Origin of the sequence: Vallitalea sp. (genome assembly GCF_025211055.1) — a bacterium.
Classification (GTDB): domain Bacteria; phylum Bacillota; class Clostridia; order Lachnospirales; family Vallitaleaceae; genus Vallitalea.
In genome coordinates this window covers 143,946-157,233 of the sequence record NZ_JAOARO010000077.1, presented here as the reverse complement: position 1 = coordinate 157,233, position 13,288 = coordinate 143,946, and the positions used below count along the sequence as shown (strand labels likewise).

At 29.7% G+C, this 13,288-nt stretch carries 9 protein-coding genes and 1 riboswitch; of the genes, 8 read left to right on the top strand and 1 reads right to left on the bottom strand.

Annotated elements, in window-relative coordinates:
- Positions 1-39: 39 nt before the first annotated feature.
- A complete protein-coding gene (locus tag N4A55_RS11220; protein WP_293756281.1) occupies positions 40-270 on the bottom strand; it encodes a hypothetical protein in 231 nt (76 codons plus the stop codon).
- Positions 271-1,320: 1,050 nt separating this feature from the next.
- On the opposite strand from N4A55_RS11220, the gene N4A55_RS11215 reads away from it, so the two are divergent.
- The 8 genes from N4A55_RS11215 to N4A55_RS11180 all read left to right on the top strand — a co-directional run bounded on the left by N4A55_RS11215 (position 1,321) and on the right by N4A55_RS11180 (position 13,257).
- The gene (locus tag N4A55_RS11215) at positions 1,321-1,851 is read left to right on the top strand and encodes a GNAT family N-acetyltransferase (protein WP_293756278.1); all 531 of its coding nucleotides are present in this window, start codon (positions 1,321-1,323) and stop codon (positions 1,849-1,851) included.
- Between the two features lie 217 nt (positions 1,852-2,068).
- Positions 2,069-2,170, top strand: a riboswitch (purine riboswitch).
- Positions 2,171-2,437: 267 nt separating this feature from the next.
- The gene (gene ade / locus N4A55_RS11210) at positions 2,438-4,177 is read left to right on the top strand and encodes an adenine deaminase (protein ID WP_293756276.1); all 1,740 of its coding nucleotides are present in this window, start codon (positions 2,438-2,440) and stop codon (positions 4,175-4,177) included.
- A gap of 150 nt (positions 4,178-4,327) precedes the next feature.
- A complete protein-coding gene (locus tag N4A55_RS11205; protein ID WP_293756274.1) occupies positions 4,328-6,457 on the top strand; it encodes a neutral/alkaline ceramidase in 2,130 nt (709 codons plus the stop codon).
- Between the two features lie 343 nt (positions 6,458-6,800).
- Positions 6,801-8,600, top strand: a complete 1,800-nt coding sequence (locus N4A55_RS11200; protein WP_293756272.1) for an ABC transporter ATP-binding protein — start codon at positions 6,801-6,803, stop codon at positions 8,598-8,600.
- Positions 8,593-10,341 carry an ABC transporter ATP-binding protein gene (locus N4A55_RS11195; RefSeq protein ID WP_293756269.1) on the top strand — a complete coding sequence of 583 codons (1,749 nt, stop codon included), beginning with the start codon at positions 8,593-8,595 and terminating at the stop codon, positions 10,339-10,341. The genes N4A55_RS11200 and N4A55_RS11195 overlap by 8 nt, the downstream gene beginning before the upstream one ends.
- 65 nt (positions 10,342-10,406) lie before the next feature.
- Positions 10,407-11,132 carry an energy-coupling factor transporter transmembrane component T family protein gene (locus tag N4A55_RS11190; RefSeq protein WP_293756267.1) on the top strand — a complete coding sequence of 242 codons (726 nt, stop codon included), beginning with the start codon at positions 10,407-10,409 and terminating at the stop codon, positions 11,130-11,132.
- Positions 11,133-11,164: 32 nt separating this feature from the next.
- Complete coding sequence (locus N4A55_RS11185) at positions 11,165-12,658, top strand: ABC transporter ATP-binding protein (RefSeq protein WP_293756265.1); 1,494 nt, start codon at positions 11,165-11,167, stop codon at positions 12,656-12,658.
- Complete coding sequence (locus N4A55_RS11180) at positions 12,655-13,257, top strand: MptD family putative ECF transporter S component (protein WP_293756262.1); 603 nt, start codon at positions 12,655-12,657, stop codon at positions 13,255-13,257. Before N4A55_RS11185 ends, N4A55_RS11180 begins: the two co-directional genes overlap by 4 nt.
- Positions 13,258-13,288: the final 31 nt, after the last annotated feature.

Here is a 13,288-nt window from a genome sequence, read left to right as displayed (position 1 = left end):
GATATATGTATCGTATCTAAAAGTAAAAGCTAAAAGATATTAATAATTTATATTTGTAATATATGCTACAATGTTCCATTGTTTTGAAACATCTTGTAATGTAAATCCAGTACCTATTCCACTAGGTGAAGCATTAATACTAATTGTACCTTTTGCGGATTGATAAGTATGTATATATTTTAATGCTACAGTTGTTGAATTACCATTACCAGTTGGTGTGTTTTTAGAAATATGAATTAATGCTTCTGTGTGTTTTGCATATTGAGACATAATTGGGTATTGTTCTTCAAAACTCCAAACAATTCCTGCGTTATGAACTATATCCTCTCTATAATAGTTTATAGGAGAATAATTATTATAGTAACCAGATATTTCAGAGTCTCCAAGGTTGAATCCTCCTCCCCAACTAAATCCTATATAATCATATCCAACTGCAGGACCATGACTAACACCTAAAAATGAAGGACCCCAGTCGGCTTGACCTTTTAGATAGTAATCATAATTATCTTCACTCCATCCATTTTCTGTACCAATTTCAATTGTAATATTTAGAGTTCCTCTTTTTACGGAATCTATTCCATCCCATATTATATCACTTTTTGTAGAGAATTTTTCTTTACCTATTTTGTTGATTTCATCTAATGATAATAATCTGCTTTCTGTACAAATAATTTCATGATCAGTATTTCTTGTGTATTTTTCTTCATAATAAACTGTAGCAATGCCTATTTTTAGTAGGTGAATTTGAAATATTATTATCCTTTGATAATAAACTGCGGTTATGAAATTTATTTATGTCTATTATTTCTTTTTCAATATAAGCATTAGGAAATTATTAAAACTGCAGATTAATATATGTTCTAGCTAATTCATAATTTATTATATTATTAATATTTAAATAATCAATAGAATTGTCAAAAATTAGTCATTTTTACTTACATATAAGATAAAATTCTACTATATAAGAGTAATTATGAGCAAAAGATTATATGTAAATTTATTTTTGTGAAATTAAACCATATATATTGTATAATTTTAGTGATAATTATGATTGTTATCTTAATAAGAAAATTTAATATTTTTATTTTGGTTTATTCCTATTCTATTATTATACAAGATAATTTCGAATATATAAACCTAAATACATTATAGTTTTTATAATTATATAATCGATGATGAACTTTTTGTGTTACAAATTGAATACAATAGTTAACTGCAAATTGACATTATTATAGTACATATATATAATTTATATATAGCAATATGGAGATAAATACTTCATAAGTAAGCTGAATTCAAAAAAAGAGAGGAGTAATAATTATGTATAAAGGAAAAAAAATCAGGTTAAGAGAATATAGGAAATCTGATGCGGAAGTAGCACAAAACTATATTAATGATAAAGAACTGAAAAAAAACTTAAATCCAGGAATACCCTACCCCTATACGTTGCAAGATGAAGAAAAGTGGTTTGAAAGTAATACTGCATTGAAAGACACATATAATTTTGCTATTGAAACTCTTGATGATAATATATATATTGGTGGTTGTGGAATAAATCAAGTTGATTGGAAAAACAGTAACGTGGAAATAGGCATATTCATCGGAAACAAAGAATATTGGAATAAAGGATATGGAACTGATGCAATGAATGTACTTATAAGATTTATCTTCAACGAGATGAATATTAACAAAATAAAATTAAATGTATATTCATTCAACAAAAGAGCAATGAGATGCTATGAAAAATGTGGATTCATAACAGAAGGAGTGTTACGTAAAGAACTTTATAGAGAAGGAAATTATCATGATATCATAGTAATGGGATTACTGAAAGAAGAATATATGAATTAAATATAAAAAAACAACGGGAATGCTGAATATGATTATTATGTAGTTGACAGCTGATAAAATTACATGACTTAACTGAAAAATTATGCATGTCAATTATTACCATCTTGACAAAAAATAATATTGTGATACAATATTCTACAATCTATATCATAGATGAATGATTCAACAAATCAAATGAAAACTCAAACTAGTTATATTAACTGGCTTGAGTATATTTTATAATAAAAATTAATTGTTTCGTATAAATTCTCTAATATGGTGAGAAAGTCTCTACCCTGTAACCGTAAAATACAGGACTACGATTTTATAGTATAATTAGTTAGTACCCATTTATTATTTATAAATAGGTGCTTTATAGATTAAAGGACTCAGTTACTCATAAACCAACTGATGTTTTTTTGGTCTTACTAAAATTTATGCAATGCATATCTACTATGAATCAAGAGACTTTCTAATAGAAAGTCTTTTTTATATGTTCAAGAAATCATCCTTACTTTCTATTATAATACATACCAGACTACTTAATATGAAACTTCCCAATAACCAAATAAAAATTATATATAATCGCCATAAGGAGTCTTGTGTAATGCTTGTAGATAGAATAAAAGCAGCAACAAAAGAAGTAAAAGCGGATTTAGTAATTAGTAATGTAAAGATCGTAGATGTATTTAATCTAGATACATATACATCAGATGTAGCAATTAAAGATGGATATTTTGTCGGAATAGGTGCTTACAAAGGAAAAGGTGAATTAGAAGTAGATGGAACTGGTAAAACCATCATTCCAGGCTTTGTAGATGGACACTTACATATAGAATCCTCCATGGTTACACCAATTCAATACTCTAATGCAATATTACCTTTTGGAGTAACGACTATTATTGCTGATCCTCATGAAATAGCTAATGTGAGTGGAGTTGATGGAATAAGATATATGATGGATATGGCTAAACATGTACCATTGGATGTCAATATAATGCTTCCTTCATGTGTTCCAGCCACTAGTCTTGAGCGAGGGGGTGCAATTCTAACAGCTAAAGACCTAAAACCACTATATGAAGAAGAAAGTGTGCTAGGGCTTGCAGAAGTTATGGATTTTCCAGCGGTAGTATCTTGTAATGAGGACATGATAGAAAAATTGGAAGACGCAAAAAACAAAAATTGTATTATCGACGGTCACTGTGCGGGATTTGATATCAATAAGTTGAATGCTTATGCAACTGCAGGAATTAGAACTGACCATGAATCCACCACAGCTGAAGATTTAATAGAAAGAAACAGAAGAGGAATCCACACTTTGGTTAGATATGGTTCAGTATGTAAAGATCTACCTAATATTATACCAAGTGTCAATGAGAGAAACCATAGGTTATTATGTTTTGCAACAGATGATAAACATCTTGACGAGCTGGTGACTATTGGTGGAGTCAATCATAATGTAAAACTAGCAATCAAGTCAGGTCTTGATCCAATTATAGCTATATCAATGGCAACATATAATACTTGCCAATGTTATAAACTCCACGAAAAAGGAGCAATAGCTCCAGGGTATATTGCGGATTTTTCAGTACTAGATAATATTCAGGACCTTAACATTATTGATGTATATAAAAATGGAAAATTAGTAGTAAAAGATAAAAAGCTGATAGATGAAGTTTCAACAATTATATGTGAGAAACCAGAGAAATTAATAGCCTCTATAAATATACCTGAAATAAAAAAAGAAGATCTGATTATTGATATGAAAGGCTATCATAAAGCTAATATTATAGAAGTAATCAATAATGGAGTAGTCACAAAAAAATCTATTGAAAAGGTCATAACCAATGATCGAGGACACTTTCAACCAGATATAGAAAAAGATCAGCAGAAAATTATAGTCATTGAAAGACATAGAAAAACTGGTAATATAGGTAAAGGTATTCTGAAAGGTCTAAAACTAGAATCAGGAGCAATAGCAACTACTATTTCTCATGACTCTCATAATCTAATTGTTGTAGGAACTAATGATAACGATATACTAAAGGCAATTAAAGTTATAGAAGAGATGCAGGGTGGAATTGTTGTTGTAGATGATAATAAAGTACTTGCTAAGTTAAATCTTGAAATCTGTGGATTAATCACTACAAGGGACTCTGAAACAGTATTAAAGGATTTAGGAAAACTTAATGAGATGATAAAGATAATTGCACCAAAAGTTGATATTAATCCATTATTGACACTTTCATTCATGTCACTTGTAGTAATACCGGAAATCAAAGTTTGTGAAAAAGGGTTATTTGATTTTTCAACATTTGAATTTATCAATATTTACGCTGAAGAATAGAAATTTATGGTTTACCATCCCACAGATTATAGATGGTTCAATGACTATGCTATAATCTAAGTCATATTTAATTAACTCCTTGAATATAAAAATATTCATAAAAAGTAATATATATGAATATATTATTACTAGGACAAGGAGGAGATTTATATGTTAAGAGGATTCAATAAGTTTTTATGCCTAATATGTGCTATATCATTGATTGCAATACCTACACGTAATGTTACATATGCAAAAGATAATGGAAACTATAATGTTGGGACAGGTATTTATGATATAACAGGACCAGCAGCAGAAGTAGTAATGATGGGTTACGCAAGTAATGAACAAATAACAGAAGGGATTCATCTTAGACTTCGGTCAAGGGCATTTATAGTTGCTGATAATGCCAATAACAAGAGAATTGTGTTTGTTAGTGCAGATTTGGGACAACTATTTCAGGGAGTCAAACAGGGTGTAATGAGGAAATTACAGGAGACATATGGTGATTTATATACAGATGAAAACGTTATGTTAAGTGCTACTCATACTCATTGTGGTCCAGCAGGTCATTCTCATTATGCTTTATATAATATTTCAGCATACGGTTATATTGAAGAAAATTATGACTGTATAGTAGATGGTATATATAATTCTATAGTAAGAGCTCATAATAACCTTGAATCAGGTTATATTGAGATTAATTCTTCTACTCTTAATGGAACAAGCATTAATAGGTCTATAGTAGCTTATAATAATAATGATGAAGATGAGAGAAATATATTTGCAGATGATATTGATAGGGATATGGTAATGCTTAATATCAAAAATAACAATGGAGACTTATTAGGAATAATCAACTGGTTTCCAATACATCCAACATCAATGGGTAATACAAATCATTATATTTCCAGTGATAATAAAGGATATGCATCATATCTATATGAAAAAACTCTAGGAACGGATTATAGGGCAGATAAAACATTTGTAGCTGCATTTGCCCAGAGTGACTGTGGTGATGTATCTCCTAATATTTATGGGGGAGAACAAGGATATGGGGATAATGATTTTGAAAGTACAAAATTTGCAGGAGAACAGCAATACTTGAAGGGACTTGAACTAAGTAATTCTGCAGCTACTATTGTAAGTGGTAACATTGATTATAGACATAAATACATAGATTTTTCGAACATAAGTGTAGCGCTAGAATATACTAGTTATAAGTGCAATAGTGAACTACCAACTGAAATAACAGAATCAGACCATAAGTTGACATATGATGCAGCTATAGGATATTCATTTGCTTGTGGAGCAGAAGACGGTCCTAGTAATATAGATATGTTCCATGAGGGAATGACTTCAGATGATTATCCGATAGATGAGGGATGTAATCTAGTAAAAACTGCTCAACATTTTCTCAATATAATTCCAGAAATAAATACTGTCAATGGATTAAAATATCCAGAACTATGGGAACAACACTATCCCAAACCAATACTTTTTGCTACTGGAAAAGGAGAACCTTATCCTTGGACTCCAGAAATATTACCTATACAGATTATGAAAATTGGTCAATTAGTCTTAGTGGCAGTCCCAGCTGAATTTACCTCTATGTCTGGTAGAAGGCTAAAAAGAATTGTTAAGCAAACTATGGACAAAGACTCTAATATAGAGCATACAGTTGTTTTAGCAGGACTTTCCAATGGGTATAGTGGTTATGTAGCTACTCAGGAAGAATATGATATGCAGCATTACGAAGGAGCATCAACTCATTTTGGTAAATGGACATTACCAAGCTATTTACAGGAATTCCACAAAATAGCAAATGATATGAAAAATAATGTGACAACTGAATCAGGTCCTACACCTAGAGATCTAAAAGACGAACAAATGTGTTTCCAAACAGGAGTTGTGTTTGATAATGTTCCTATAGGTAAGGATTTTGGAGAAGTTGAAGAAGACGTACACTCTTCGTATAACATCGGTGATAGTGTATCCGTTTCATTCTGGACTGGTCATCCTAAGAACGATCTAAAAACACAATCAACTTATCTAGAAGTACAAAAACGAGTTGATAATCAATGGGTAACAATCGCTAATGATTGGGATTGGGAAACTAAATACAGATGGATAAGAAAAGATCCAGTATGGGGTAGTTCTCTAGCAAAAGTAGAATGGACAATACCTAACGATACTTTGCCAGGAATATATAGAATTCTTCATCATGGTGCATATAAAAATGGATGGACAGGTGATATCATAAACTTTGATGGATTATCAAGTGAATTTCAAATAAATTAATAATATGATATATAAGATGTTGATATTTCAACATCTTTTTTTTATGTAATACAGTTGATTCACTAGTACATGTTTTTTGGTAATTAGAAAAATTTAATTTAATTCTAAAAATTAATATTGACTATCATTATCGGTTGGATTATACTAGTTATGATATATTCTAATTAATTAAATAAATAACTATTATATCAAAATATTCATTTTTGAAAAACAAGATTTAGAAATTAAGGAGGTATTTATGTAAAGATTTAATTAGATATATTATGAAAGCTATAACATCTTTGTTAACAATCTGTAGAACAGGCATAAGTTATCTAAACAAATATAAGATAGAGGGATATGAATGAAGAAAAAAAATTGGTTAAGCATTGTTTCATTTTACGCAAAAGAATGTAAAGTAAAATTAGTAGTTTCGGTATTCTTTGCCATTATAAGTGTATTTGGAGGAATAGTTCCTTATATGGCAGTTTATCGTATTTTTAAATTATTCTTTGATGGAGCTCAAACAGTGGATAATATAATATTGTGGTCGGGAATTGGATTAGCAGGATATGTGGTAAAGGTAGCGTTCCATGGGTTCTCTACGGTGTTATCACATATATCTGCGTATAAGATATTAGAGAGTATTAGGCTTTCTATATGTGATAAATTAATGAAAGTACCATTAGGAGTGGTACTCAATGAATCAGCAGGGAAAATAAAAAACACTATTATTGATAGAGTTGAGACTATAGAACTTCCGTTGGCACATATGATTCCAGAGAGCCTTTCTAATCTTGTATTATCCATATGTGTATTAATATATCTCATAAGCATCGATTGGAGAATGGCATTGGCGTCATTAATTTCTGTTTTCATAGGAGGTATTGCTTATGGAATAGTTATGAAAACATATAATAAAAAATACGATGATTACATGGAATCAAGTAATTATGTTAATGGTGTAATTGTAGAGTATATAGAAGGAATTCAGGTAATAAAAGCTTTCAATCAATCAGCAAAATCATATGAAAAATTTGAATCAGCAGTTAAAGAATTTAAAAATTATACATTAGATTGGTTTAGAAGCACTTGGAAATTAGTTAATTTTGCTAGTTCTGCATTACCAACATCTCTACTTGGAACATTACCTATTGGTTTGTATTTATATATAAAGGGTTCACTAGATCCAGCTGAATTGACAATGTGCTTATTACTGTCACTTGGAATAGTTGGTGCACTTACTAACTTTACTATACTTGTAAATGATTTAAAAGCTATACAATTTGCTTTGAGAGATGCCTATGAATATGTGGGTATTGATGAATTACCAAATGTTTCAAAAGAAATGAAATTGAATTCATATAATATCGAGTTTAATGATGTATCTTTTTCTTATGATGATGAAAAAGTTAACGATGAGAGTAAAAGTGCATTATCAGACATTAATCTAAATCTACGAGAGGGTCAATTTACAGCTTTTGTAGGCGCATCAGGAAGTGGAAAATCTACAATAGCAAGAATGCTCGTAAGATTTTGGGATGTAACTAAAGGAGAAATAAAAATAGATGGAGTTAATATTAAGGATATTCCAATAGAACAGTTGATGGATTCAATAAGCTATGTGACACAGGATAATTTTTTGTTTAACTGTTCTTTAATGGAAAACATTAGATTAGGAAATATTGGCGCATCTGATAAAGAAGTAATCAGAGCATCAAAAGCAGCCTGTTGTCACGAATTCATTGAAAAACTTGATAACAAATATGAGACTGCAGCTGGGGAAGCAGGAGGAAAACTATCAGGTGGTGAAAAGCAGAGAATAGCTATAGCTAGAGCAATACTTAAAAATGCTCCTATTATTATTCTTGATGAAGCTACAGCTTTCACTGATCCAGAAAATGAAGACAAAATACAAAAATCAATAGCGGAACTTACAAAAGGTAAAACACTTTTGGTAATTGCTCATAGACTATCAACTATTAAGAATGCAGATAATATTGTTATCCTAGATAATGGTAAAATCAAGGATATAGGAACCCATGATGAATTGTTGAGTAAGTCAAGTATGTACAAAAATATGTGGGATGCCCATATTGGAAGTAAACATTGGGCTGCAAGTAGTAGTAAATCAAATGATAGTGAGGTGCAATTAAGTGTTTAGAACAATAAAAAGAATAATTAAATGGACAGGAAATAGAAAAAAACGTATATATATAGGATTTGTATATTCTTTCTTTAATTCATTATTCATTGCAATGCCTATTATGGGAACTGCCATTGGATTAAATCTTGTTATTGAAGATATGAATGGGACAAAAAAACTAACTACTGATTATGTTTTTTATTTATTAGGTTTTATGATTGTTGCTTTATTAGGTAGATTCCTATTTTCTTATCTAAAAGCAAAATCTCAAGAAAGTGTTGGTTATGAAGTCACTGCGGAACAAAGGATTGAGATAGGTAATATATTGAAAAGAGTATCATTAGGATTCTTTGATACACATAATGCTGGAGAAATAGCCGCATCAGTTACAACTGATCTTTCATTCGTAGAGATGTATGGAATGAAAATGATAGATTCTGTAGTTAATGGATATATTTGTGTTTTTACAATGATATTGTGCTTATTATTTTACAAGATTGAAATTGGTTTAATATGTCTTGCTGGGGTTGGATTATCAGCAGTTTTCTTGAAACTATTAGGTAATAAAACTGATAAAAATGCACCAGAACACCATTTTGCTCAAGAATCAATGATAGCAGCTACAATTGAATATATAAGAGGAATACCAATTGTAAAAGCTTTCAAACAAGAAGGTGTATCAAGAAAAGGAATAGAAGATGCTTACAAAAAGAGTAAAGATATAAATGTAAAGATAGAAAAAGAATTCACTTTATATAATAGTTTTCATGTTATATCTCTTAAAATAGCATCTATAGCTATAGTTTGTATAGCTGCATTAATGGCTAATAATGGAACAATGGATATGTCAACAATGCTTATGATGGTCATGTTCTCTTTTGTAATTTTTAGTAATGTTGAAGGTATCAATGATGCTACACACGTATTGGAACTCATCGATGAGACAATGGATAAATTAGATAAAATCAATAATGCTAAATTTATTGATGAAAATGGTGTAAATAAAGAATTATTCTCATATGATATAGAATTTGACAATGTAACTTTTGCGTATGATAAGAATGAGATATTGAAGAATGTATCTTTTGATATTCCTGAAAAATCTACCACAGCAATAATAGGAGGCTCTGGTAGTGGTAAAACAACAATATGCAATTTGATAGCTAGATTCTATGATGTTAATAAGGGAAAGATATTAATAGGGGGACAAAATATCAAGAATATGAAGTGCGAAAGTCTATTAAAAAACATTAGTATGGTGTTTCAAAACGTGTATTTGTTTCACGATACAATATATAACAATATTAAGTTCGGTAATCCAAATGCAAGTAAAAAAGATATCATTAAAGCAGCTAAAAAAGCTAGATGCCATGATTTCATCATGAGTCTGCCAGATAAATATGACACAATTATAGGGGATGCTGGCTCAACATTATCAGGTGGAGAAAAACAAAGGATTTCTATTGCAAGAGCAATATTGAAAGATGCTCCTATAGTAATATTAGATGAAGCTACTGCAAGTATTGACCCAGAAAATGAATATGAAATTCAAAAGGCGATAAGTTCATTAGTAGAAGGTAAAACTATGATTACAATAGCTCATAGACTAGCTACCATCCAAAATGCAGATCAAATATTAGTTGTAGATAATGGAGAAATCATACAAAAAGGAAGTCATGAGCAATTATTGTATGAGGAGGGTATCTATAAGAATTTCTTATCAATACGTGAGAAAGCTGAAGGATGGAGTATCGTATAACTTAGATATTAATAGTAATTCTGATTAAATAATAATAAATTAAAAATAGATTAAGGATAGATACAATGAATAGAATAGACTTTAAAACATCAAAACCTGATCCTCGAGTATTAATATTTTTGGTTATAGTGGTATCTGTATTAAGTTGTATGCTTTTTCAATTGGCTATGGTATATGCATTATTCCTGATTGTAGACATATTGATGTTTAGTCAGAAGATGAAGGAAAAAGCCATTCGTTTTTTTGTGGCTTATAATATATTAATTATTGTAAGAAGGGTTTTAACCCTTATATCAACCTATTATATAAGCATGGTTATATCTATGATAATTATTTTATTATTACATGTAATACCAATTTATATAGTTTGCTTTATCATGTTCAATAAGAACTATATGAATGAGATGATAACTGCTCTAGAACATATGAAAATACCAAAGACATTTATTATTCCACTAGCTGTTGTATATAGATATATACCTACAATTACTGAAGAGATAAGTCTTGTCAGGGTCAGCCTTAAAATGAGAGGGTTAAATCCTTCTTTTATAGGATTTATAATGCACCCAATGAAAATGATTGAAAATTTCATGTTGCCTTTATTAATACGAAGTGCAAAAATTTCTGATGAATTGTCAGCAGCTACTCTTTGTAAGGGTTTAGATCTTAATAACAATAGAACTTGCATCACAAAAGTTAAATTTCAGCTTATTGATTGGTGTTATTGTATTATTTTTATATGTATAGCGGTTTTAATTGTTTTTATTGACAAGAATTATATATTATTGTGATTGATAATAATAAATTATTAGAGGAGTATGTTATGTTAGAAGGAAACCCAACGGTAATTGACTACAAACATTTATATTTTAAATACGAAGGAAGTAATGAACAAGCATTGTCAAATATAAATCTTTCAATAAAAAAAGGAGAATTTATTGTACTTACAGGAAAAAGCGGATGTGGAAAAACTACTTTGACAAGATGTGTTAACGGATTAATTCCGAATTTTTATAAAGGAGAATTTAGGGGAAAAGCCAAGATAAAGAATTATGATTTAAGTACAGATGGAATAAGAGAAATTTCACGTGAGGTAGGGTCTGTATTTCAAGATACCCGTTCGCAATTTTTTACTTTGCATGTTAGGACGGAAATTCCATTTTCAAGTGAGAATTATGGAATTGATTCTAAAGTTATCCAAGAAAATATGAAGAAATCAGTTGAAGACCTTAAACTTAATAATCTAATTAATAAAAAACTTCTAAAATTATCAAGTGGTGAAAAACAAAAAATTGCTGTTGCTTCTGTATATACCCTTGGAGCATTGATATATGTATTAGATGAACCTTCTTCTAATCTAGATTATGAAGGAACTAAACAATTAGGTGAGATATTAAGAAAATTAAAAGATAAAGGACACACAGTAATAATATCAGAGCATAGACTTAATTATCTAAAAGACATAGCTGATAGAGTAGTATACATGGAAAATGGAAGTATCAAGGAAATAATAAATGGAAAAGATTTTGTAGAAAAATCACCTCTATGGCTTGATAAAAATAATTTTAGACAATTATATATCAGTCCTATAGATTTAATGAAATATACGTATAATCCTCACACAAGAAAAACTAATCCTTTATTAACAGTTAAGAATTTGTCTTTTAGATATAGAGCAGGAAAATACATATTTGAAAATGTCTCGTTCAATTCATACGGTGGAGACATAATAGGAATAATAGGAAAAAACGGAGTTGGTAAAAGTACCTTATTAAAAGTCTTAATGGGACTTGAAAATCCTAGTGAAGGTAAAATATATATAGATGCTAAGAAAGCATCAAAGAGTGTAAGGATTAAGAATTCCACTTATGTTATGCAGGATGTAGATTATCAATTATTTGCTTCTAGTGTGTTAGAAGAAATGATTATCGGATTACCAGAAACAAAGAAAACAAGAGATAAAGCAAAAAGATATCTTGAATACTTTAATCTAGGTAAATATATAGATAGACATCCAGCATCACTTTCTGGTGGTCAAAAACAAAGATTAGCTATAGCAATGGCTTGTATGAAAGATTCTAGATTACTATTTTTAGATGAACCAACAAGTGGATTAGATGCAGCTAATATGAAACAAGTCAGTAATGCAATAGGAAAAATATCAAATAGTAATAGGTGTATTTTCGTAATTACCCATGACGAAGAATTTGCTAATCTTACATTTAATACAGTATTAAAACTTAATGATAATAAAACCATCACTGTTTTTAATATTAAAAAAACAAATAAAAATTATGAAAAGGAGAATTTGGCATGAGTAATAACCAAAAAAACAGTAAAGTAAAAGATTTAATAACAATAGGGATATTTAATGCTCTGCTTATAGTAGTATTTGGAGCATTAGCTTGTACAATAGGATTTTTCCCACCTATATTGATTGTACTTCCATTGATTCTATCAACAATTGGTGGATTGATTTTTATGTTAATGATAACAAAAGCACCTATGAGAGGTATATTTGTAATAAGCAGTGCTTTGTTAGGACTTGTACTTTTTAATATGGCACCTGGTGGTATTATGTTTATAACTACATTAGCAGGAGGGGTAGTAGGAGAGATAATATATAACTTATTAGGTAGAAAAAAATTCTTATCTATTGTGTTGGGATACATATCTTTTATGTTGGGATTAGCACTTGGTGAATATTATCCATTCATCTATATGCAGGAAGAATATATTGAGTTATATGCAAAAAAAGGTAGCCAGTCTCTACCAGTTGCAGAAAAATGTATAGAGATTATGACCCCAGAATTAATGATAATATTAAGTATTTTAACAATAATCACATCTATATTAGGTTGTCTATGGGGCAGAAAGATGTTAAATAAGCATTTTCTAAAAGCTGGTATAGCATAACAATTGTCTAATATCTAAAATAGGAAGGAGT

Excerpts from the sequence above, each read along its gene's own strand:
- N4A55_RS11220 (WP_293756281.1), bottom strand. The coding sequence starts at position 270 with ATGTCTCAATATGCAAAACACACAGAAGCATTAATTCATATTTCTAAA.
- N4A55_RS11215 (WP_293756278.1), top strand. The coding sequence starts at position 1,321 with ATGTATAAAGGAAAAAAAATCAGGTTAAGAGAATATAGGAAATCTGAT.
- ade (WP_293756276.1), top strand. The coding sequence starts at position 2,438 with ATGCTTGTAGATAGAATAAAAGCAGCAACAAAAGAAGTAAAAGCGGAT.
- N4A55_RS11205 (WP_293756274.1), top strand. The coding sequence starts at position 4,328 with ATGTTAAGAGGATTCAATAAGTTTTTATGCCTAATATGTGCTATATCA.
- N4A55_RS11200 (WP_293756272.1), top strand. The coding sequence starts at position 6,801 with ATGAAGAAAAAAAATTGGTTAAGCATTGTTTCATTTTACGCAAAAGAA.
- N4A55_RS11190 (WP_293756267.1), top strand. The coding sequence starts at position 10,407 with ATGAATAGAATAGACTTTAAAACATCAAAACCTGATCCTCGAGTATTA.
- N4A55_RS11185 (WP_293756265.1), top strand. The coding sequence starts at position 11,165 with ATGTTAGAAGGAAACCCAACGGTAATTGACTACAAACATTTATATTTT.
- N4A55_RS11180 (WP_293756262.1), top strand. The coding sequence starts at position 12,655 with ATGAGTAATAACCAAAAAAACAGTAAAGTAAAAGATTTAATAACAATA.